This window comes from Paenibacillus mellifer, from assembly GCF_023195895.1.
Lineage (GTDB): Bacteria > Bacillota > Bacilli > Paenibacillales > Paenibacillaceae > Fontibacillus > Fontibacillus mellifer.
Map to the genome: position 1 here is coordinate 79,790 of NZ_JALPRK010000009.1, position 21,885 is coordinate 101,674.

The window sequence follows — 21,885 nt, forward strand, 5'->3', positions numbered from 1 at the left end:
CTCCGTCAAAGAAATCCTTACTTTTGCGAAACTTCTAACTTTCCGTAACCATGAGCTGCAAAAAAAATCCCGCAACCGTCCATGAACGGCTGCGGGAGTTCGCAGAATAAATCAGCCTTTCTTCGGCATGGAGACGAAATGTCCTTTGGACACCTCTACCAGCTCGGAGTTGTCCAGGTCGAACAAACCTCCGTTTCCGGCACCTTCTTTGCCGATCGGGCCGCTTGCGGTATCCTCCAAGTGGATCCGCTTTTTGTTCGCTTCAACCTCCGGATCCGGAATCGGAATCGCGGACAAGAGCGTTTTCGTATAAGGGTGCATCGGATTGGCATACAGTTCTTCACTCTCAGCCAATTCCACGATCCGGCCCAGGTACATTACCGCTACACGGTCGCTGATATGTTTAACCATCGACAAATCATGCGCGATAAACAGATAAGTCAACCCCAAGCGATCCTGAAGATCCTCGAGCAAGTTAACAACCTGAGCCTGGATAGATACGTCAAGCGCCGAGATCGGTTCGTCGCAGATGATGAACTTCGGATTCACCGCAAGTGCGCGGGCAATCCCGATCCGTTGGCGCTGACCGCCGGAGAACTCATGCGGATAACGTGTCGCATGGTCGGGGTTCAAACCAACCATATCGAGCAGTTCTTCAACGCGCTTCTTCCGTTCCGCGTAGGAACCAGCCATCCCGTGAATATCCAATGCTTCGCCGATAATGTCTGTAACAGTAAACCGTGGATTCAGCGAGGCATAAGGATCCTGGAAAATCATCTGCATGTCGCGGCGCATCGCTTTCATCTTCTTAGGCGATAATTGATTGATATCGACGCCGTTGAAGCGGACGCTGCCCGCAGTCGGCTCATATAAACGAAGAATCGTGCGGCCTGCGGTCGATTTACCGCAGCCGGATTCGCCGACGAGACCTAGGGTTTCGCCTTCGGCGATCGAGAAGCTGATGTCGTTGACGGCTTTCAGTACGTTGCCGCCGCCGACGTTAAAGTATTTTTTTAGTCCTTCGACTTCGATCAAGGTTTTCCCTTTGCTCATGACGACTGTACCTCCTTGGCCATCGGATGAAGATCCCAGCAACGAGCCGTATGCGTTTCACTGAACACGGTCGCGCTTGGATCGATGCGTTCGCAAATCTTCATCGCCTGGTCGCAACGAGCGGCGAAAGGACAACCCAGCGGCGGCTTAATCAAATCCGGCGGTGTGCCGATAATTGGAATAAGCGGTTCGCCTTTCTTTTGGTCCAAACGAGGCATCGAACGCAGCAAGCCTTTGGTATAAGGATGTTGCGGGTTCTTAAAGATTTCCCATTTCGTCCCGGTTTCCACCACTTCACCTGCATACATAACGATAACACGGTCACACATGCCTGCCACGACACCAAGGTCATGAGTGATAAGAATGATGGAAGTTCCAAGCCGGGATTGCATTTCTTTCATCACGTCCATGATTTGGGCCTGGATCGTAACGTCAAGCGCCGTCGTCGGTTCATCCGCGATCAGCAGTGAAGGCCGGCAAGCCAGGGCAATGGCGATCATAACACGCTGCCGCATGCCCCCGGAGAATTCGTGTGGATATTGGTTAAAGCGGGCTTCCGCATTCTTAATGCCTACAAGCTTGAGCATTTCGACAGCCTGTTTCTTCGCTTCGCCCGCTGACATATTCTGATGTTTGATTAATACTTCAGTAATTTGTCGGCCTACTTTGATCGTAGGATTCAAGGAGGTCATCGGGTCCTGAAATATCATGCCAATATCTTTCCCGCGGATCGATTCCATTTGCTTATCGCTTTTCTTCAACAGGTCTTGCCCTTGAAAAATAATTTCACCTTGCTTAATGATGGAAGGAGGGGATGGAATCAGGCGCATAATCGTTTGGGCCGTGACGCTCTTGCCGCTGCCGGATTCGCCGACGATCGCAACCGTTTCACCTTTCCCCACTTCAAAGTTCATGCCGCGGACGGCCTTCACTTCTCCACCTTTGACTTGGAAGGAAACATGCAAATCTTTGACTTGTAAAATCGGCTCCATTCATTCCACCTCCTATTTCTTCAATTTAGGATCCAGCGCGTCGCGAAGACCGTCGCCAAAAATGTTAAACGATAACATGGTCAAGCTGATCAGAATTGCTGGGAACAGCATGCGCCATGGATAGTATAACCAACCGGTCAGTGCATCGTTGATCATCGAACCCAGCGAGGCTACTGGAGCCTGTACGCCCAGACCAAGGAAGCTTAGAAACGCTTCGGCGAAAATCGCATTTGGTACGGACAACGTTACGGTAACAATGATCGGGCCTACCGCATTCGGCAACAGGTGGCGGAACAACAATCGTCCGTGGCCTGCGCCCATCGAGCGGGAAGCGAGCACATATTCGCGGTTTTTCAACTGCATAATCTCCCCGCGGACGATCCACGACATGTTAATCCAGCCGGTAATCGTCAAAGCCAGGATAATCGTACCCAAACTTGGCTCCATCACGACCAACAGAAGGATCGTAACAAGCAGATAAGGAATGGCGTACAAAATCTCGGAGAACTTATTCATAATTTCATCGACACGGCCGCCAAAATAGCCCATGATGCCGCCATAAATAACGCCGATCAACAGGTCGATACAAGCCGCCGCCAAACCAACGATCAGGGAAATACGCGCCCCCATCCAGGTCCGGATGAACATATCGCGACCGAGGTCGTCCGTTCCAAACCAATGCGTAGCCGAAGGGCCTTTGTTGGTATACAAGAGATCGTTCGAATAATAGTTATAGCCGTAGATTTTGCCGACAAGGATCGGAGCGATAATCGCGGTTAGCGTAATCAACGCCAAGATGATCAAAGCCGTCATCGCCAGCTTGTTGCTGCGAAGTCGTTGCCAAGCGTCGCGCCAGGCGGAGATACTTTCGCGTTGAATTACTTCGGCTTCCTTCTCGTCCGCACCGATTTTACGGAAATCATCCGCCGTCAAATCGGCTGGAGTCGGCATCATTTTGATCGGATTCGAATCCATGCGCATTATCCCTCCTTCCCTTTCGAAAGCTTAATTCTCGGATCCACAAGCACATAGAGTATATCTGTGATGAAACGAGCCAACATCAGCAATACGCCATAGAAGATTGTAATCCCCATAATGAGCGGATAATCACGGACGCTGATCGCTTGTACGAATTGTTTGCCAATGCCGCCGATCCCGAAGATTTGTTCGATAACCACGGAACCGGTAACAATATTCGCCGTCATCGGTCCCATATACGTGATGACCGGCATAATGCCGTTGCGAATCACGTGGCGGAACAGGATGGCCATCCAGCCCAGGCCTTTCGCCTTGGCAGTTTTGATGTAATCGGCATGCAAGACCTCCAGCATGCTTGAGCGGGTTAACCTCGCGATAAACGCAATCGGTTGCGCGGTTAGAGCCGCTACAGGTAACACGTAATATAAAGGTCCCTTAAAGCCCATCGTCGGCAGCCAGTGCAACTTCGAAGCAAACACAAACTGCAGCAAAGAGGCTACGACGAAGCTAGGTACCGCGATGCCCAGCACCGCTAAGACCATCGCCACATTGTCAATCAATTTGCGATGATACAGCGCTGCCAGCATACCAAGTACCACCCCGACGATTAGCGCAACGACGATCGCAACCGCACCCAGCTTCAAGGAAGCTGAAAACGTTTGACCGATAATGTGGGATACATCCTGATTAATCTGCTTCATGGATATCCCCAAATCGCCTTGTGCAATCTCACCCAAATATTTTAGATACTGCTGATAAACGGGCTTATCGAGTCCAAGCTGTTCAATGAGTCGTTCTTTGATCGCCGGAGGCACCTGCTTCTCCGACGTTAGAGGACTCCCCGGAATGGCCTTCATCAGAAAGAAGGTCGCCGAAATGAGAACAAACAGCGAAACCAACATGTAAAAGAACTTATTGGCAATATAACGCACCATGCCCGTTCACACCTCCTTCTTATAAATTTCGACATATATCGATTTTAGGTGAAAAAAACCACTTTGTCTATTCCATATAAATGTATAAAGACGTAATGCTTGGAAGAAAGGCACACACAAAAAAAACGGGATATATATGGAATACCCACATATATATCCCGAAGTATCTATGTGATTTGTAACTTACCGATTAATGTTCCAACAGGTAAGCGCGGCTGTAGTCAATAGCACCGCTGAAGTCCAGTACTACACCTTTCAGGTACGGCTTAGTAGCCGCAACGTTGGTGTAATAGTAAAGCGGCATCAGGACTTGATTGTCCTTGATCAAGATTTCTTCGGCTCTTGCGAAGTTTGCATCGCGTTTCGCCATATCGTCGATAGTTTTCGCTTCGTTGATCAATTTATCGTATTCTTCGTTCGAGAAACCAGTGTCGTTGTTACCGCCACCCGTCAACCACATATCCATGTAAGTCATCGGATCGTTGTAGTCAGCACTCCAACCGGCACGAGCAACTTGGTAGTTCAAGTTTTGACGGTTTTCGATAAATACGGCCCATTCTTGGTTTTCCGTTTTCACGTCAACGCCCAGGTTTTTCTTCCACATGTCAGCAACCGCCAAAGCGATTTTCTTGTGGGCTTCACTGGAGTTGTAGATCAAAGTGATTTCAGGCAATTTTGTGTAGCCTTCTTCTTGCATGCCTTGTTCCAGCAATTTCTTAGCTTCTTCAAGATTTTCGGAGAAGTAGTCGCTGTCTTTGTGTTCGTTACGATATTCGTCGTTCAAGCCTTTGATACCCGGAGGTACAAAACCAAACGCAGGAACTTGACCGCCAAGAGTTACGTTGTCAACAATTGCTTGACGATCAACAGCCATCGAGAATGCTCTACGGATATTGACGTTGTCGAATGGTTTTGCCGTAACGTTAAATTCATAGTAGTACGTACTGGAAATACCTTTAATTTCCAGTTCGTCTTTCAATTGGTCTTTCAGAATTGGGATTTGGTCCGTAGGGATTTCTCCGTTCGGATGACCTGCACGGTCCAACTCATTGTTTTGGTAACTTGCCAACTCGGTCGCACTGCTGTTAACCAAGGACATCGTTACTTTGCTCAACTTGATGTTGGCGTTATCCCAGTAGTTTGCGTTCTTGGATACTTCGATCGTTTGGCCTTTCACCCAGTTGGTCAGCGTGAATGCGCCGTTAACGATCATTTTGCTTTGGTCAACCGCCCATTTCGGGTCATCCTTCACGGATTGGTGAACCGGATACAACGTATAGAAAGAAGTCAAGCCCAGGAAGTAAGGAGTCGGAGCTACCAAATCAACTTCCAGCGTATAATCGTCAACTGCTTTAACGCCGACTTGGCTGAAGTCAGTAACTTTTCCTTCATTATATTCTTGAGCGTTTTTCAGATAGTACAATTGGTAAGCGTAAGGAGCTGCCGGATCTGTCTTCGGGCTCAGAACGCGTTCCCATGCGAATACGAAATCATTCGCGGTTACAGCGTCGCCGTTGCTCCATTTTGCGTCTTTACGCAAGTGGAACGTATATTTCGTACCGTCGATGTCCCAGCTTTCAGCTGCAGCGGGGATGACTTGACCAGATTCGTCCTGGCGCGTAAGTCCTTCGTACATCAACTTCAGAACGGTGTTGGCTTGGCTGTCTTGAGCTTGAGCCGGGTCAAATGTTGGCGGTTCCGCGCTCAGGTTAATTCTAAGCGTTTGATCCGCGGCCAATTTCTCTTCACCGCTGTTGCCATTGTCGGAAGCTGTATTGCCTCCGTTAGCTGCGCCGTTATTGGCAGCGCCATTGTTCCCGCCGTTCGAACCGCATGCGGCAAGCAAAGTGCCGACTGCAAGAACGAGCGTCAGAAGAAGCAAAAGACTTTTACTCTTCTTCATCTAGCAATATCCCCCTTAAAATGTTTTGGTATATGTTTTTAGATTATACAACCAGCGGTCAAAAAAATCCAACATAAAATTAAAGATTTTTCGCGAGATTTGATAAATTTAGCGCTTTTCTTTAACAAAATAGTCCAATATACAATATTGACTTTTGTTTTTCTTAACAATTAACCAGGAATGTTATGGATTCATTCGAGTTTCAACGGTATTCGTAGTTTGAGCTATGCCGCTGTAATATATGTAATGAAGCTGATTAAAAATAACAGAACATACGCTACCCCGGTTCCCGCAAACGCCAGGCGCCAAACCACACGCAGCAGCTTGCGTCCATCGACCTTCCCTTTCAAGCGGGTCTGAGCCCCGCCGATCAACCCGCCAACAACCAGCAGGATGATGAGGATTAAATAGAAGCCAAAGGTAGAACCAAACACATTGTTGAACAACGCCGAAACCGAGAAAATCAGAAACAGCGTAGTCACATCCATCGCCAGCTTCAGCGCCGCTCTTTTATCCCGTTTCACTTGATAATGAATGAAATAAATCAGCCCAAAAGGAATGATCGGTACCATGGCCAACACAATAAAGGAAGAGACCAACGCTTCCAAAGCCTCACCTCCACAATATTTTGTAAATAAAAAGCTGACTTACAAAGTAAGTAACTATATTTTTATATACATGTCAGGTTATAAAGCTCGGACCAACCGCCACACCATCTCATGTCCTGGAGCTAGGATCCCCTTGGTACTGGCCATCTCAACCAATCTTCCATTGATATAATCAATTTCCGTCGGCGTGCCCTGCTGCACATCCTTTAGCATGGAGGAGATATTGGTTGATGTCGATCGGCATACCTCGGTGATTTGTTCGACCATGTCCTCATCGCAGGGAATCCCATAAGCACGATAAATCGCTGCGCCTTCCTCATATAACTGTCGAAGCAGGCGAAGTCGCTCCTCTTTCTCAAGCAACTGCCCGTTTGTTACCCTCCATAAAGCCGTCAACGGGTTGATGGAGGCATTGATCAACAGCTTCCTGTAGATTTCCCTCTCGATGTCTTTCGACAAAAGGGCGTTAAATCCTGCCGTCTCAAGCATTTTCACCAAACTTTCTCCATCTCTGGCTAGATCGGATGAATCGCCGCTCGCGCCAATTTGCGTCATCCCATGGCCAGCTCTGGCTACGCTATATTCATTCATTCGATTCGCGCCTTCGGTCGTGATCGCTGCATATATAGAAACGCCGGGCAGCGACCCGCCGATCAACTCCAAATGGCCTACACCGTTTTGAAAGCACACGACCTTCGTTCCCGCTCCCACAAGTTGCCCAATGGAAGTCAGCAGTTTGGCGTCGAGATGCCTTTGTTTCGTCGTTATCAGCAGCCAATCACCCGGTTTGAGGCTGCCGATCTCACTGCTTTCTTCCATATAATAGGTTTCGAATCGACTTCCCTCTATGATGATCGACGTCCCATCCGCTTCATCGAGCCGGATTCCTTCCTTTTTCAATGAAGCGGCTTGTTCGGGAGTCCTTGTCCAAAATCGGACGGACGCGCCGGACGACGCTAATTTGCCGCCGAATAGCAACCCCAGTGCCCCAGCGCCGACTATGTCAAAATTCATGAACACTCCACGCCCTTTCTTTCATCCTAATCCTTTTATACCAGACCCTCCCCCCAAAACACAAAACTCCTGCCGTTTCGGCAGGAGTTTTGTGTTTTGTCCCTCTTCCTCTTATTCGATTCGTTCCAAATTTCCGTTTGCATCCATTTTAAATCGAGATTTGCTTTCTTCGTCCTCTTCATTCAAAAATGCCAACCGTCTAGCCCGGTCCATAATCTGAATTAGCGCCTTATAATCGTCGTTGACGACTCGATAATCGGTCTGCACCTCATTGACCTGTGTCGATAATCGCTCGTTTTCTTCCCGAAGCGTGGCAAGCTCCTCTTCTTTCTCACGCAGCTCCTTCTCGAGCGATTTCATTTGGCGGTTCGTCTCCTGAACCGTGTTCTTCCATCCGCGCAAAAACCGGATCACCGCATCGATGGATATCGTTTCCTCGGTTACTCCATCGCTGCGGTAACCGCCGTCGTCCAATTCGACGGATGCGAGCGAAGCCATACCGGAACCCGCGATCAGCGGGGTTTGTTTTTTCATATAATTCCGTTTCTGTCTCTGTGCTTTGGCGATGCTAATGGCCGCTTCGTATTTTTTCCGTACGCAGCTATTCCATCGAAACCCGCAGGCCGCCGCCGTTCTACCGATTCGTTCCCCGACCTCTTCGAAAGCGTTTAATTGGGTGCTGCCCTCCCGAATATGCCGAAGAGTCACCTCGGCCAGAATCAAATCATCTTCTGCGCTCCATGCATCTTGTCTCACAGCTGTCATGCTATAAAAACCTCCTAACGACATCCTAGTCTAACCGTCTTCCAACCGGCGGTCTCCGGCAGGCGTATGGGTAAAATGCTTCTTACTCCATTTCTATGCCTCTCATAGAGTTCATAGAATCTATTTGATACTAAAATGTATTTCCAAAATCAGGGGCCTCCATACATAACGTTCGTGGAAACGAATAACGCATGCAGATAACTGTTGATAATACAGTTATATATGTCACATCACAATTTGCAGGATTTGGCTAAATGTTGACTTTTCGTTTACACTTTTCGGCCTAACGGGTATAATGAGAAAAGAAATGGAAGGTTCGTTGATACATAAGAAAGGGGGATTACCTCGTGGCACGCATGTTCCGCGTCCTTGGCTTCTTCACTTTGGCTATTGGGCTTATGGCCTTTGCGGGCGATCTGACGGAAATGGCCTTGCTGTTCTTCTTGCAAACCGCCTTTTTCGTTCTTTTCGGCTACTTGAAGTTTACCGAGAGAACCTATATCCTGCTGTTCTGGGGATACATGATCGTCGCTTTTACCGGTTTCAGCTACTGGACGATCTTTAAAATGGGTTTGCCCCTCTAATCCCAAGCGTTCATAAGTGTTCCAAAAGGGTGTTTCGGCTACGGGCCGGAACGCCTTTTTTCGTGACTTCTGCTATTTCCAAACCTGTTATCATATATATAGTACAACTATTGACGGGAGAGGATCGTTGTTGAAGAAACGCATCATATCGTTCTGTCTATTACTGTCATGGGTTACCCTCCATATAGGCGGCATGCTGACTGCTGCCGAACCATTTACCGCCGAAGAACAACAGATCCTAGAACAAAGCTTGTCGATTCAGGAAATCGATCGGGAAATCGAACGGATTGAATCCCGTCAGCAAGAAACCGAAGCGGACATTCGTGATTTGCAGGGACAGCTATCCGATAAAAACGAACAAATCCGAGTCAGCCGGGAGCAAGCCGGCTTAAGGTTGCGCGCTTATTATATGGGAGAACGGGAAAATTTACTGTACGCATTAGTGAGCGTAAACAGCCTCAAGGATTTTTTTACCGTATTGGACTATTATCAACTCATCATGGATCGGGATCGTACGGTGTTAAATCACTATAAGACGGAATACGCCAAGCTGACGCGTACCAAACAGAAACTGGATGACACCTCGAATGAGCTGGCCCGCATGAAAGAAGAGCTTCAGCTCCAACGCAGCCGGGTTGCCGCACTTCAGCAAAGTGTTGACAAATCACTTGGGCTTAGCGCGGATCCTGAGAAGCTCAAAGCGCTCATCCAAGAGCTTACGGTGTATTGGGAGAATGTCGGTTTATATGAACTGCGCAAGTATTTTCAGGCGCTCAGTTCTTCGATGTCGCAGTTCCCGGATTTTTTGCAGCAGAACGAGAACAGCTTGATTGCCGAGAAAGGCGGTTATCGCCTGGATATCCGCGAAGAAGAGCTAAATGCGTTTCTATATAGCCAGAGCGAGCTGTTGAAAGATATGAGTTTTCACTTCGAAAAGGACAAGATCGTTGCACGGGGCAGCCGGGAAGGCTTGAAACTGGAGGTTGAGGGACATTATACGGTCGAACAGGAACCGGAGAATTCGATTGTCTTTCACGTGGACCGTCTATTGTTTAACGGCTTAGCGCTGCCAGATACGACACGGGCCGAGCTGGAGCGGGACTTCGATCTCGGATTTTATCCCAAAAAAATCGTCCCCTTCGTAGAGGCCACCGATGCGGCCATCTCCGAGGGAACGTTGACGGTGAAATTGAAGTTAGCTTTGTAAGTACAGCCGCGTTATTGGCTAAGCTCAGCCAGACGCCCGCGATACTGCTTCATGTTAATCGCCCCACTCAAATAATCAGAGGTGAGCGTCTGAAACGCTTCAAGCTGTCCGGGCAACGCCGGACTAGCCGGCAATGCCGCTCCGGAACCGGCGGCCAAGGTGGCGGGAATCCAAGTGGGCAGCTCGTTTTGAGCGGCTTCGTAATAGATCGTTTTCAATACGGGAAGGCGGCTCGACGTATTTTGCCAACGCATCTGATTTAACGCGGAGGTCATCTCCGAAATCCACAATCCGGCCGCTTCGGCGTTGTCCGTTTGGGAGGAGACGGCATAACTGCGTCCTCGAATCCAGACAGACGCCAAGTTCGGCTGAACTTCCGGTGTCCATACTTTCATCTGGGGAAGCGTATGCTTCTGCGCCTCAGAGGCCGGAAGGATCATCATGGCCAGTTCACCGCCATTGAACTTGCTCCACGAATCCGCTCCAACGGCACCCGAATCCAACAACCAGGGTTGGATCTGTTCTAATTGCTGCAAGGAGAGCGGCATATTCCCTTTCACCGCATAAAAAGGCTCGGATCCGCCCGGCTTCCAGCCTCCCCCGATTTGCCAAAGCAACGTCGCCGCCGCGTACGGATCGCGGTAATCCAAGCCCATCAGGTAGGGCTGGGGTCGTTGTTTTTTGAAATCGGAGATGAGAACGTTCCAATCGTCCACCGATGCGGGCGGGCGCTCCAGGCCCAACTGCTTCAGCTTCACTGCATCATAGACCAGGACATAAGGATCCACGTCCAGCGGAACTCCCCAGACGTATCCATTCCATTCGTTAGGAATCAAGGATGCGCTTAACACTTCTCCGGATAAAGAACCTGAATAATACCCCTCCGTAGGCAGCAGGTAACCGTCCGCTGCAAAGCGGCGAACCCAGACATTGTCCAATAGCAGGACGTCCGGCGATTCCCCCAGCTTCATGAGCTGTCGCTGGTAAGTAGCATACGTCTCTTCCGCCGGTACGTTAACCAGATCAACCTCCACCGGATGGATCACCGTAAACTGCCGGTTCATTTCCTCCAAGCGGCGGAAATCGGACTCGTCCATTTGCACCGCCACTTGAATATGCCCAGTCTCCTGGAGGTCGCTCGCCTCGGGCGGCGTAAACGGCAAAGTTTCGCCGCGGTCTTCCGGGCGAACTTGTGTCGTTTCTTCGCTAGGGGACAGATTGATTAAAGCGAGCAGCAGGACCGCAAAAAGCACCCAATGATTTTTTCGCTTCACGCCTGTTCTTCCTCTCCTCATTTTAGGAGCGCAAGTCTATACACATTCCGATACTCCGTATTGTAGCAAATCGCGGAATGAATTGTCCCGTAAAAAATTGTATATGGGGAGATGGCAGGAGGTCGCGGTAGGATGCGAGCGGTACAAAGAGTTCAAGAGCGCTAGGGGCCGCCGGGTGAAATGTTCTTACGATCGCTGTTGCTCGCGGATTTCTCTGATTGAACTAAATTCAGATGAGGTGGAAATCCGCTCACAAAGGCGACCACTATCGTTTCTTCAGAATCATCCCCCCCTCTGACCTTATGACGCTCTCATTGCGAATTCCCATCCAGTTGCTCCCGCCGGAGGGAAGGAGTACAGCCCGGCTTAAATGCACCAAACTGGCACGCACGCGAAACCGCTCCTCCCTAACGGAACTGAGAGCCGCTATTTGTTCATTTCCCGGGTATTTCCCGCTCTAACGGAACCACAAGCCGTTATTCAGCCATAAACCTAACTGTTGACGCCAAAAGAGTCCAAATAAGGTCATCTGGTTCCGTTAGAGCTCAGGATCCCTCATTTTCAACCGAATAACGTCTCTCCGTTCCGTTAGCCCTCCTCTATATGACAAAATAGCCCGGCGAATCAAGTTATACCGATTCGCCGGGCTATTACTATTATTCCGCGACGGACGAGTGACCAGCACTCGGCTGGCGCCTCCCTACTCCTGGAAAGCAAGTAACGAACCGGAGGAAGTTTACGTCCGCATTTGGGAGCCGGTTGTCTTCCTTCTATCTCATCCTTGGACAACCGGCGGACAAGAGCGGGCCGAGGTCGTTACTTGCTTCCGTTGACTTGGCTACCACTGGTTTTCTGCGAGTTGCGCCTTCTACAACAAATCCGCCGCCAGCTGCGCCAGCTTCGAGCGTTCGCCTTTCTCCAGCGTGATATGCCCGCTGATGCCCTGGTCGCGGAAGCGCTCGACCAAGCTGGTCAAGCCGTTGCTGGTTGCATCGAGGTAAGGATGATCGATCTGCTCCGGATCGCCCACCAGCACGATCTTGCTGCCTTCCCCGACGCGCGACACGATCGTTTTGACCTCATGGCGAGATAGATTTTGCGCCTCATCGATGATAATGAACTGTCCCGGGATCGAACGGCCGCGAATGTAAGTGAGGGCCTCCACCTGAATGCTGCCGAGTCCCATCAGGATTTTCTCGATATCGCCGGATTTTTTCGTATCGAACAGAAACTCCAGGTTATCGTAGATCGGCTGCATCCAGGGACGCAACTTCTCTTCCTTTTCCCCGGGCAGATAACCAATATCCTTACCCATCGGAACAACAGGCCGGGCGATCAGCAGTTTCTTGTATTTGTGTTCATCCTCAACCTTCAGCAGACCGGCGGCCAGCGCGAGCAGCGTCTTTCCGGTTCCCGCCTTGCCAGTAATGGTGACCAGCGGGATATCATCATTGAGCAGCAGCTCTAAAGCCATTCGTTGCTGGGCGTTTCGCGCGCTGATCCCCCAGATCGGTTCGTTGCTGAGATACAGCGGCTCCATGCGTGTAGCGTCTTCGTTGACTTTCAGCAAAGCGGATTTACCGGTACCCATTTCGTCTTTCAGAATCACAAACTCGTGGGGGTAAAGGGAGAAACTGAGTCCAAGCGGTTTGATTGGCAAAAAACGATACGTATAAAATTCATCAATCACCGACGGGTGAACCTTGATGGACGAATAACCTCCGTACAGATCGCTGGGCCCGACAGTCCGGTCTGACAAGTAATCCTCCGCGTGCAGCCCCAGGACATCGGCTTTGATCCGGACGAGGACATCCTTGCTCACCAAGATGACCGGGCGAGGTGAGGCTAGCTCCGACTGCTCCAGATGATAGTTCAGGGCCACGGCAAGAATCCGGTTATCATTGGTGACCTCCCCGAACATTTCCTGGACTTTGACGAAGCTGCGGTGGTTTAGTTCCACCTTAATTCGCCCGCCGCCCTCCAGCGGTACGCCGTCATGCAAATGACCCGTTTCCCGCAATCCGTCAAGCAGGCGTGATACGCCCCGCGCGTTACGGCCGATCTCGTCGGCATTACGCTTCTTGGTGTCGATTTCCTCCAGCACCACCGCCGGAATGACCACATCATGTTCATCAAAGGCAAAAACGGCCCTCGGATCATGCAGTAACACATTCGTATCCAATACAAAGATCTTCTTCACCATTATCCCCTCCACCGCGGTCATTGCAGCCTAATGAGATCATACATATTTTTTCCCGCCCAGGGAAATCTAATATCGATATTTGAACTCCGGTACGAAAGAGATCAATTCCGAAAGGACGGATCGAACATGCGATTATGGCTGTGTTTGTTAGTGACGGCTTCCCTGCTTACAAGCTGCGGAACTGGTTCTGAAAAGGCATCACCCTCTCCAAGGAATCAAACAGAGAATACGCCCCGAGCGCAAAGTGTGGACCCTTACGCCACAACCGATACAAACGGCAACAGGGCAATGTCGGACCGAGACAGACAAGTTTATTTGGAGCAGCTTGTGAAAAAGGTTCCCGGCGTCAAAGGCGCACATTGTGTCATTATGGGCAAAACGGCCATCGTAGGCATCGATGTGGACAGCCGCCTCGAGCGCGCTAGGGTTGGGAGTATTAAATATACAGTAGCTGAAGCGCTTCGAAAAGATCCTCACGGGGGCGGCGCCATCGTGACCGCCGACATGGATATCAACCAGCGGATCACCGAGATTGGCAAGAAGATTCGCCAGGGGCGGCCCGTATCCGGTTTTGCCACCGAGCTTGCCGATATCATCGGGCGGATCGTCCCTCAGTTGCCGAACGATACCCGTCCTCCCGAAGGTGTAAACCCGAAACAAATGCAAATGGCCCCTGGAGGCGGTACGTCGCGGCAAAATTTGCGTTAAGTTTGTCCCAAGATGGAAAAAAAGCCTAGCGATGACCTCGCTAGGCTTTCTTCATGGCGTCAAACACTTGACGATCCAGCATGTCCGCAGCACGCTGGTCATAAACTTTGGCATATTCCGGCGGCGACACCAGTTGTGCGCCGTAGAACAACGCATTCCGCACAGCATCGATATGAATATCGAAGCAGCACATATTGAACGGCACCCCGTCCAGCGGATCCTGCACAACCTCAATATGGCCATTAATGGCGTAGATCGTCTCCTGACCAAATACCGTGACGGTAACCCGCGGATTGGCCTTCAAATTGCCGACCAGTCTGGAGCGATGGTCAAGTGCAAGCCGCAGTTTGGAACGATCCACGGCATACACCCATGAGATCGCACTGGAAGTGGGCCCTCCAGATTCCTGGTCCACCGTATTCAGCAATACAAACGTTTCGGACTGGAAAATCGCGTAAAGTGAATCGGACAATTGGGTAACGACCTCGGACATATCGACCAGCCCTCCTGTACGGCGTTGCATGGGATTCTACTCAAGACGCTTCAGCTGTCCTGTCAGTTAATTGTATTATAGCATGTGGCAAAACTTGCATTCAATCGTCAGTTAGCCGGTTCGTTTTCCGCTTTCCCGCCGTTTTCAGTCTGCGAGTCAGGCGTCTTGATGCCGGCGATCTGATTCTTTAAGGCTTGCTTGGACGCCTCCAATTCATCCTCGTGTAAATATACGTACGGGCTCTTCCAATCGCCGGTTACCGGCATGAAATCCACATTTTCCTTGGAAATGCTCCAATAAGCCTGAATCATATTCTTCATTTGCTGCGATTCCAAATCGGTATCCATATTCTTGCCGACGGACTCGATCACTTTGCCAGCGCCCATCACGCCATTAAGCGACTTCGCTTGGTCGATAAGCGCATGCAGCACTTCGTTCTGTCTGCGGTTACGGTCGAAGTCATCCGAGCCCTTCGTACGTGGGCTGCAGTTCGATTTACGATATCTTACGAAACCAAGTGCGTCCTCCCCGTTTAGGTGCTGCGCCCCTTGCTTCAAATTGATATCGGTACCGTCCGCCGTATCCCGGTAACACATATCTGCATCGACATTTACGTCTACGCCACCAAGCGCGTCCACCACATCGCGGAACCCTTGGAAATTAAGAACTGTGACATAATCGATATCGATATCAAAAAACTTGCTCATCATCGTTTTCATTTCCTGAGTGGCGGTGATCCCAGTCTTCTTCTCAGCTGCCAGGAAATTCGGATAAAACGCATTGAGCTTGTTCGTCTTGTAACCTTCCAGTTTCATCCTCGTGTCACGCGGTAGAGATACGACGGTGGCGGACTTCGTCTCCGGGTTCATCGCGATCACCATCATGACATCACTCAGATGAGTACCCGTTGCCGGTCGATAATCCGTTCCAAGCAACAGCATCGTGATCGGCTTCACCTTAGCGGATTGCTCCGGCGCTACTTTGTCCGTAGTCCCGGTCGCATCGATCACCTGATCTGCGGTATAAAATAAATAACCTGCATAAAGGCCAACCCCAACCACTCCGATAATGAGGAGCGTCAGGACAAACTTTAGAAATCGTTTAAAACCGCTGGACTTCCTTTTTCTAACAGAACCCTTATTCGAACCTTTTGCCGAGCCTCTTTGGCTATGCCCCCGGGGAGGTAAGCCGCTGCGGTTAGAACTCATGAACTCAAACACCTTATTTCTATAAAAATGTTGTCGCATCCATAAAGACGTACCGGGTTTCGAAAAAGTTACCGAATTTAGGCGTGAGCCAAGTTATGCCGATTTATCTCCAGCCGACGGCCCTGACTTTTTCTCCTTGTTTCGTCGCCCCTCGACAAAATAGCGAATCCGTACCATGAGCATCAGAACGACAGCGACCAACAGACATTGAATGATCGGCAGCTTGTCGATTTGAAAAATGAGTAACAGGAACGAACCCAGCGCCATGAGAAGGTAAAGGATGATCTCCTTGAACAGCGGCAGCTTCTGCTGTGCGCGAAAGACTTTATTGTAAACGAAAACGATCAGCACGAAGATCAGCACGTAGGAAATGACTGGATGCTCAGCAAACCAGCTCTGCATATCGAACCCCTCCTTCAAATGGCCACGTTACAATTATTATAAGTTGGCTTCCGACATTTTGCGATGTTTTTCCGCCCGCTCACGTTCACTTTTGTTCAAAATCTTCTTGCGAAGGCGAACCGATTTCGGCGTAATTTCGCAATACTCGTCATCATTCAAATATTCCAGCGCTTGCTCCAGCGAGAACAACCGCGGCGTCTTCATCTTCACGGTTTCGTCCTTCGTGGCCGAGCGTACGTTTGTCAGTTGTTTCTCTTTGCAAATGTTAACGACGATGTCGTTGTCTCGGGTATGCTCCCCAACGATCATCCCTTCGTAAATCTCCGTACCAGGTTCCAAGAACAAGATCCCGCGATCCTCGATCGACAAAATCCCGTAAAGCGTCGAAACGCCATTTTCACTGGATACCAATACCCCTTCATGACGCCCGCCGACTTGACCGCCAAGGAACGGACCATAGCTGTCGAAAGCGTGATTCATCACGCCGTAGCCGCGAGTCAACGTCAGGAAATGCGTAGTATATCCAATCAAACCGCGAGCTGGAATCAAGAACTCCAAGCGGACTTGACCGGTTCCGTTGTTGATCATATTCACCATTTCCGCTTTGCGGGAACCTAAACTTTCCATAACCGCACCCATGCTTTCTTCGGGCACGTCGATCAGCAGGCGTTCAAGCGGCTCCATCTTGACTCCGTCAATCTCCCGTACGATAACTTCCGGTTTGGATACCTGCAGCTCGTAACCTTCGCGACGCATATTCTCGATCAGGATGCCCAGGTGAAGCTCACCGCGGCCAGATACGATAAAGGCGTCTGGGCTGTCGGTCTCTTCGACGCGCAAGGAAACGTCCGTTTCCAGCTCCTTGAACAGACGCTCACGCAGTTTGCGGGAGGTGACCCATTTCCCTTCGCGTCCGGCGAACGGGCTGTTATTGACGAGGAACGTCATCTGCAGCGTAGGCTCGTCAATCTTCAATACCGGCAATGCCTCCGGCTGGTTTGGATCGGCAATCGTTTCGCCGATATTAATGTCTTTGATCCCGGCGATGGCTACGATATCGCCGGCTCCGGCTTCTTCAATTTCCGCGCGGCGCAGGCCTTGGAAGCCGAACAGCTTCTCAATGCGAGCGGTCTTCTTGCCGCCGTCGCGCGTCATAACAGCCACGGATTGGCCTTGGCGGATGATCCCGCGGTTAACCCGGCCGATCGCGATCCGGCCCAAATATTCGTTATAGTCCATCAGCGTAACCAGGAATTGCAGCGGCTCGTCTACCTTCTCCGTAGGCGCCGGAATATGATCAATGATCGTTTCGTACAACGCCATCATATTGTCGTCTTGCTTCTCCGGATCCAGACTGGACGTGCCGTTCAAAGCCGAAGCGTAAACAACCGGGAATTCCAGCTGATCATCGCTCGCTTCCAATTCAATAAATAAGTCGAGAACCTCGTCGATCACTTCCGCCGGGCGTGCAGCCGGACGGTCGATTTTGTTCACAACAACGATCGGAGTCAAGTGATGCTCCAACGCCTTGCGAAGCACGAATTTGGTTTGCGGCATACAACCTTCGTAAGCATCAACAACAAGCAAGACACCGTCGACCATTTTCATAATCCGTTCCACTTCTCCGCCAAAATCGGCGTGTCCCGGTGTATCTACGATGTTGATCAAATAATCTTTGTACGTAATGGCCGTGTTCTTCGCCAAAATGGTAATTCCGCGTTCCCGTTCCAAATCGTTAGAGTCCATAGCCCGTTCCTGTACCGCCTCGTTATCCCGGAAAATCCCGGACTGCTGCAGCAGTTTGTCTACAAGTGTCGTTTTCCCGTGGTCAACGTGGGCAATAATCGCAATATTGCGAATTTCATTTCTTTCATGCATAGGTTTTTCTCCATATCCTTTCGTCTCTATAAATTATCAAGCGATTGTCAAACAGAACTGATTATATATAAAGTTTGCACTTCGAACGTTATTTAATCGACAGGACCAAGTGCAGCCTCATTAACCACAAAACAAAGCGTCGACTAGATGCCGACGCTTGACATATCCCTTATATTATACGTGAAATTTTGAATATTTCAAGAACTAACCCAACATTACCCCATTACCAGGATCTACGGCGATTGCCGCGGGCGGCGATCAGCCAGATACCGACAATAATCAAGAGCGCAGCCAGGAAATACACGATCGAGGAAGCGAATAACGTCCAGCCCAGCAATAGGACCGAGAAAGCCCCCAGGATCATGGCGGCGATGAATATCCCATTTTGGCGCTGAGGCGAGAAATAGCCGTATTCGAACAGACCGACGGCCAGGCCAAGGAAGAAGAGCGGCCAAGTGTATCTCAAGGTTTGCCATCCTCCAATCACGCCGGTGAAAAATACGAGGCTGTAGACGACCAGAATTGCGCCGGGAAGCAGCAGCTCCGCAGGACCTTTACGCCAGAAATGCCATACATGCAGCACGATCCCTGGGATCAGCAGCAAGAGCGGCCAAAGCGCCCTACCAAGGAAGCTAAATACCCCTAATTTTCCGAGCAGGATAATCACTCCGGCAGCGAGAATGAGAACGCCAGTCATCAGCTTGTTGTTGTCGGACATATCCATCACACACCTTCCAGAAGACAATGAGGGACAAGACGTTGCAAATTACGACATCCCCTTCCCTTCCAGTTTATATGAAATCTGCCCAAAAAACCACTCAGCCTGCAGCCTAGGATAAATGTTTTTTTCGGATCCTGTGGATGGAACTGCCGAAGCGAGTTACCCGCGTCCAGCGTTATATTTTCGCAGCCAACCGAACATAATAACGACCGCGGCGGTCACTGCAGGTACAACATGTGCTAAAGCGGGAACGGCCGCCGTCAGCGCCGGCCCGAGCTGAGGATCTTGCAGCAGCATATCCCCTGCGGTGTATCCGAGGATACCTGCACCTGCATAAGTGAGGATTGGCATTCGCTCCAGCCAATCGGCGATCAGGTTGCTGCCCCATACCACGATCGGAATGCTGATCGCGATCCCGATAACAAGGATCGATAAGTCCCCCTCCGCCAGCGCAGCGATCGCCAGCACATTGTCCAGGCTCATAATGAAGTCGGCGGCGAGGATCGTCTGCACGGCCTTCCACAACGAGCCTGCGCCGGCTACGCGGGAATGCTCCTCCTGAGGCAGCAGCAGCTTGAAAGCAATGGCAGCCAGCAGCACGCCTCCTGCCGCATGGATAAACGGGATTTTCAACAGAATTACAGCTACCCAGGTCAAAATGCAGCGCAGCAGGACAGCTCCCAGCGCGCCCCACCATACGGCCCGTTTGCGTTGCTTTAACGGTAAGTTCTTACTGGCCATCGCTATAACAACGGCGTTATCGCCGCTGAGCACCAAATTAATGATCAAAATTTCCGATAACAGCAGCAATTGTTCCAAGCTCATCCCTCCCCTACAACTTTTATGAAGAATGAAGCCAAGCTATGCCACTTTACAAAAACAACTCTGGACAAATGAATCCTTTTAGCGATTTAATACGTATATACGTCTATAGAGGAAGTGACATAACGTGGACTTATTTAGTGCTGCTTTTTTTCTCGCCCTGATCAACATTATTTTTATCGATCTCATTTTGGCGGGTGACAATGCAATCGTCATCGGGATGGCGGCTAGAAAGCTGCCCCACTCGGTCCAGAAGAAGGCGATCCTATACGGGACGGCCGGAGCTGTGGTGCTGCGAATCGCAGCGACCCTTATTGTCGTTTGGCTGCTGCAAATCCCTTGGCTGCTGGCAGTCGGCGGTTTGATGCTGATCTTTATCGCTTACAAGGTGCTGGCCGATGAAGGCGATCACGACAACATCGAAGCCAAGGATAAACTTTGGCCGGCCATCCGTACCATTATCATCGCCGACGCGGCAATGGGACTCGACAACGTTATCGCGGTCGCAGGAGCATCCAAACAACATATGGTGCTGGTTGTGATCGGATTGCTGATCAGTGTACCCATTGTCGTTTGGGGAAGCACCCTATTTATTAAACTGTTGGACAAGTTCCCCTGGATCGCATACCTTGGCTCAGCGGTGTTGGCTTATACCGCCGCCAATATGATCACCGAGGAACGACATTTCCTGCATTTTTTTGAGGCAAACCCGGTTCTTCGTTATCTGATGATCGCCATCGTCGTTGCTGGTGTGCTTTTGGCCGGTTACATGAAGAAACGTCAGCATCGCAAAGAAACAGAAAGCCATCAGACCCATCCGGCAACCCACTAGGAACAGCAAAAAACCGCCTCAGCCATCAACCTGGCATTGGCGGTTTTTTTATAGAATTAAAACCAATTTTCTTGCACAACAGGGTCTTCCCCGGCTTCCCGCCGCACGATGCTGCGGCCAGGTCGAATCACGATGGTTTCCGTATCCTCTACCGCTTTCTGAATCATTTCATCTAAATCCTCAAGCGAACGTTCAACGCTTTCCAACACATGTAGATTAGGATTCGTCGCCGGCGACTTCGGAACGAATAACGTACAGCAATCCTCGTAAGGCAAGATCGACAAATCATAGGTGCCGATTTGCTGCGCCATCGCGATAATATCTACCTTGTCCGTCATCACCAATGGCCGCAGCAGCGGCAAATCGGTTACCCGCCCGATTGCATTCATGCTGGATAACGTTTGGCTGGCCACCTGGCCCAGACTATCTCCAGTGACCAGAGCTAGGGCTCCGTTACGTTCAGCCAACTTGGTGGCAATGCGCAGCATAGATCTACGCATCAGGGTTATGGTCAGGTTCTCTTGACCGGATTTCGCCAGCTTCGTTTGGATATCGGTAAAAGGAACCAGATGCATCTTGATCGAACCTGCAAACCCCGCCAACACGGTAGCCAGGTCAATGACCTTTTGTTCGGCTTTTTTGCTCGTAAAGGGATAACTGTGAAAATGAACGCATTCGATCTCCAACCCGCGACGCAGCGCCGACCAACCGGCGACAGGGCTGTCGATACCTCCGGATAGCAGCAACATTGCTTTACCGTTCGTTCCGAGCGGGAATCCACCCGCTCCGGGGATCACTTCGCTGAATAAATAAGTGCCCTGTTCCCGGATTTCCACACGCAGCTCCAATTCGGGGTCATGTACGTCCACATGCAGCTCGGGGCAGGCGTTCAGGATCGGGCCGCTGACCAGCTTGTTCATCTCATGCGTCGAGTGGGGAAACGGCTTCCAGACCCGGCGGGCGCTAACTTTAAACCTCGTGCCAGGCCCGACGCCAAGCTCTTTGACGAAATGAACCGCAGCCGGGATGATATCCTCGAGACGGGATGGGGTAACCCGGATCGGAGAGATCGAGGTGACGCCAAATACGTTCTTCATTGCAGCGACGATCGGCGCAAGCGGCTCTCCGTTTAACGCAATATAGATCCTTCCATATTCCTTCATGATCTCGGCGCGAGGATAAGGGTGCAGCAGCGCCTTGACGTGATTGTGGGCCACCTTTTCAAATCGCGACCGATTCCGCCCTTTAAGAATGATTTCTCCAAAGCGGAGCAATAACATATCATATTCCAGCATCTTGACATTT

At 50.4% G+C, this 21,885-nt stretch carries 21 protein-coding genes; 4 read left to right on the top strand and 17 right to left on the bottom strand.

Annotated features, from left to right (window positions below; all coding sequences use genetic code 11):
* Window positions 1–111 precede the first annotated feature (111 nt).
* The 8 genes from M0651_RS11740 to M0651_RS11775 form a co-directional block, all read right to left on the bottom strand.
* A complete protein-coding gene (locus M0651_RS11740) occupies window positions 112–1,053 on the bottom strand; it encodes an ABC transporter ATP-binding protein (RefSeq protein WP_248551932.1) in 942 nt (313 codons plus the stop codon).
* Window positions 1,050–2,045: an ABC transporter ATP-binding protein gene (locus tag M0651_RS11745; RefSeq protein ID WP_248551933.1), complete on the bottom strand. Its 996-nt coding sequence runs from the start codon at window positions 2,043–2,045 to the stop codon at window positions 1,050–1,052. The genes M0651_RS11740 and M0651_RS11745 overlap by 4 nt, the downstream gene beginning before the upstream one ends.
* A gap of 12 nt (window positions 2,046–2,057) precedes the next feature.
* Window positions 2,058–3,020, bottom strand: a complete 963-nt coding sequence (locus M0651_RS11750) for an ABC transporter permease (RefSeq protein ID WP_282577875.1) — start codon at window positions 3,018–3,020, stop codon at window positions 2,058–2,060.
* 5 nt (window positions 3,021–3,025) lie between these two features.
* Entirely contained in the window at window positions 3,026–3,958 is a 933-nt protein-coding gene (locus M0651_RS11755; RefSeq protein WP_248551934.1) for an ABC transporter permease, read from the bottom strand.
* A gap of 190 nt (window positions 3,959–4,148) precedes the next feature.
* Window positions 4,149–5,861, bottom strand: coding sequence for a peptide ABC transporter substrate-binding protein (locus M0651_RS11760; protein WP_248551935.1), 1,713 nt, complete (start codon window positions 5,859–5,861; stop codon window positions 4,149–4,151).
* Window positions 5,862–6,085: 224 nt separating this feature from the next.
* Window positions 6,086–6,469, bottom strand: coding sequence for a DUF3397 domain-containing protein (locus tag M0651_RS11765; protein WP_248551936.1), 384 nt, complete (start codon window positions 6,467–6,469; stop codon window positions 6,086–6,088).
* A gap of 78 nt (window positions 6,470–6,547) precedes the next feature.
* Window positions 6,548–7,483, bottom strand: a complete 936-nt coding sequence (locus M0651_RS11770; protein WP_248551937.1) for a ketopantoate reductase family protein — start codon at window positions 7,481–7,483, stop codon at window positions 6,548–6,550.
* A gap of 111 nt (window positions 7,484–7,594) precedes the next feature.
* Window positions 7,595–8,248, bottom strand: coding sequence for an RsfA family transcriptional regulator (locus tag M0651_RS11775; protein ID WP_248551938.1), 654 nt, complete (start codon window positions 8,246–8,248; stop codon window positions 7,595–7,597).
* Window positions 8,249–8,595: 347 nt separating this feature from the next.
* On the opposite strand from M0651_RS11775, the gene M0651_RS11780 reads away from it, so the two are divergent.
* Together M0651_RS11780 and M0651_RS11785 are read left to right on the top strand one after the other, a co-directional pair.
* On the top strand, window positions 8,596–8,832 hold the full coding sequence (locus tag M0651_RS11780) for a DUF2626 family protein (RefSeq protein ID WP_059044116.1): 237 nt from the start codon (window positions 8,596–8,598) through the stop codon (window positions 8,830–8,832).
* Between the two features lie 130 nt (window positions 8,833–8,962).
* Window positions 8,963–10,039: a coiled-coil domain-containing protein gene (locus tag M0651_RS11785; protein ID WP_248551939.1), complete on the top strand. Its 1,077-nt coding sequence runs from the start codon at window positions 8,963–8,965 to the stop codon at window positions 10,037–10,039.
* An 11-nt stretch (window positions 10,040–10,050) separates the two neighbouring features.
* Here M0651_RS11785 and M0651_RS11790 read toward each other — a convergent pair whose 3' ends face one another.
* Window positions 10,051–11,313 carry an extracellular solute-binding protein gene (locus tag M0651_RS11790; RefSeq protein WP_248551940.1) on the bottom strand — a complete coding sequence of 421 codons (1,263 nt, stop codon included), beginning with the start codon at window positions 11,311–11,313 and terminating at the stop codon, window positions 10,051–10,053.
* Between the two features lie 868 nt (window positions 11,314–12,181).
* Window positions 12,182–13,513 (bottom strand): PhoH family protein, encoded by a 1,332-nt coding sequence (locus M0651_RS11795; protein WP_248551941.1) that lies wholly within the window; start codon window positions 13,511–13,513, stop codon window positions 12,182–12,184.
* Between the two features lie 129 nt (window positions 13,514–13,642).
* On the opposite strand from M0651_RS11795, the gene M0651_RS11800 reads away from it, so the two are divergent.
* Window positions 13,643–14,224 carry a YhcN/YlaJ family sporulation lipoprotein gene (locus M0651_RS11800; protein WP_248551942.1) on the top strand — a complete coding sequence of 194 codons (582 nt, stop codon included), beginning with the start codon at window positions 13,643–13,645 and terminating at the stop codon, window positions 14,222–14,224.
* A 40-nt stretch (window positions 14,225–14,264) separates the two neighbouring features.
* Here the strand turns inward: M0651_RS11800 and M0651_RS11805 are convergent, their stop codons facing one another.
* From M0651_RS11805 to M0651_RS11830, 6 genes are all read right to left on the bottom strand, one after another.
* A complete protein-coding gene (locus M0651_RS11805; protein WP_248551943.1) occupies window positions 14,265–14,717 on the bottom strand; it encodes a pyridoxamine 5'-phosphate oxidase family protein in 453 nt (150 codons plus the stop codon).
* Between the two features lie 107 nt (window positions 14,718–14,824).
* Complete coding sequence (locus M0651_RS11810) at window positions 14,825–15,925, bottom strand: LCP family protein (protein ID WP_248551944.1); 1,101 nt, start codon at window positions 15,923–15,925, stop codon at window positions 14,825–14,827.
* Window positions 15,926–16,018: 93 nt separating this feature from the next.
* Complete coding sequence (locus M0651_RS11815; RefSeq protein WP_248551945.1) at window positions 16,019–16,327, bottom strand: YlaH-like family protein; 309 nt, start codon at window positions 16,325–16,327, stop codon at window positions 16,019–16,021.
* A 36-nt stretch (window positions 16,328–16,363) separates the two neighbouring features.
* Window positions 16,364–18,205 (bottom strand): translational GTPase TypA, encoded by a 1,842-nt coding sequence (typA, locus tag M0651_RS11820; protein ID WP_248551946.1) that lies wholly within the window; start codon window positions 18,203–18,205, stop codon window positions 16,364–16,366.
* 223 nt (window positions 18,206–18,428) lie between these two features.
* Entirely contained in the window at window positions 18,429–18,929 is a 501-nt protein-coding gene (locus M0651_RS11825) for a hypothetical protein (protein ID WP_248551947.1), read from the bottom strand.
* Window positions 18,930–19,085: 156 nt separating this feature from the next.
* The gene (locus M0651_RS11830; protein WP_248551948.1) at window positions 19,086–19,745 is read right to left on the bottom strand and encodes a TerC family protein; all 660 of its coding nucleotides are present in this window, start codon (window positions 19,743–19,745) and stop codon (window positions 19,086–19,088) included.
* Between the two features lie 130 nt (window positions 19,746–19,875).
* Here M0651_RS11830 and M0651_RS11835 point away from each other — a divergent pair, with 130 nt between their 5' ends.
* Window positions 19,876–20,580, top strand: coding sequence for a TerC family protein (locus M0651_RS11835; protein WP_248551949.1), 705 nt, complete (start codon window positions 19,876–19,878; stop codon window positions 20,578–20,580).
* Between the two features lie 56 nt (window positions 20,581–20,636).
* Here M0651_RS11835 and thiI read toward each other — a convergent pair whose 3' ends face one another.
* Window positions 20,637–21,872, bottom strand: coding sequence for a tRNA uracil 4-sulfurtransferase ThiI (gene thiI / locus M0651_RS11840; RefSeq protein WP_248552025.1), 1,236 nt, complete (start codon window positions 21,870–21,872; stop codon window positions 20,637–20,639).
* Window positions 21,873–21,885 lie beyond the last annotated feature (13 nt).

Bases quoted from the DNA above. Each gene is read 5' to 3' on its own strand.
- M0651_RS11740 (WP_248551932.1), bottom strand. From the start codon at position 1,053: ATGAGCAAAGGGAAAACCTTGATCGAAGTCGAAGGACTAAAAAAATAC.
- M0651_RS11745 (WP_248551933.1), bottom strand. From the start codon at position 2,045: ATGGAGCCGATTTTACAAGTCAAAGATTTGCATGTTTCCTTCCAAGTC.
- M0651_RS11750 (WP_282577875.1), bottom strand. From the start codon at position 3,020: ATGGATTCGAATCCGATCAAAATGATGCCGACTCCAGCCGATTTGACG.
- M0651_RS11755 (WP_248551934.1), bottom strand. From the start codon at position 3,958: ATGGTGCGTTATATTGCCAATAAGTTCTTTTACATGTTGGTTTCGCTG.
- M0651_RS11760 (WP_248551935.1), bottom strand. From the start codon at position 5,861: ATGAAGAAGAGTAAAAGTCTTTTGCTTCTTCTGACGCTCGTTCTTGCA.
- M0651_RS11770 (WP_248551937.1), bottom strand. From the start codon at position 7,483: ATGAATTTTGACATAGTCGGCGCTGGGGCACTGGGGTTGCTATTCGGC.
- M0651_RS11775 (WP_248551938.1), bottom strand. From the start codon at position 8,248: ATGACAGCTGTGAGACAAGATGCATGGAGCGCAGAAGATGATTTGATT.
- M0651_RS11800 (WP_248551942.1), top strand. From the start codon at position 13,643: ATGCGATTATGGCTGTGTTTGTTAGTGACGGCTTCCCTGCTTACAAGC.
- M0651_RS11805 (WP_248551943.1), bottom strand. From the start codon at position 14,717: ATGTCCGAGGTCGTTACCCAATTGTCCGATTCACTTTACGCGATTTTC.
- M0651_RS11810 (WP_248551944.1), bottom strand. From the start codon at position 15,925: ATGAGTTCTAACCGCAGCGGCTTACCTCCCCGGGGGCATAGCCAAAGA.
- M0651_RS11815 (WP_248551945.1), bottom strand. From the start codon at position 16,327: ATGCAGAGCTGGTTTGCTGAGCATCCAGTCATTTCCTACGTGCTGATC.
- typA (WP_248551946.1), bottom strand. From the start codon at position 18,205: ATGCATGAAAGAAATGAAATTCGCAATATTGCGATTATTGCCCACGTT.
- M0651_RS11825 (WP_248551947.1), bottom strand. From the start codon at position 18,929: ATGGATATGTCCGACAACAACAAGCTGATGACTGGCGTTCTCATTCTC.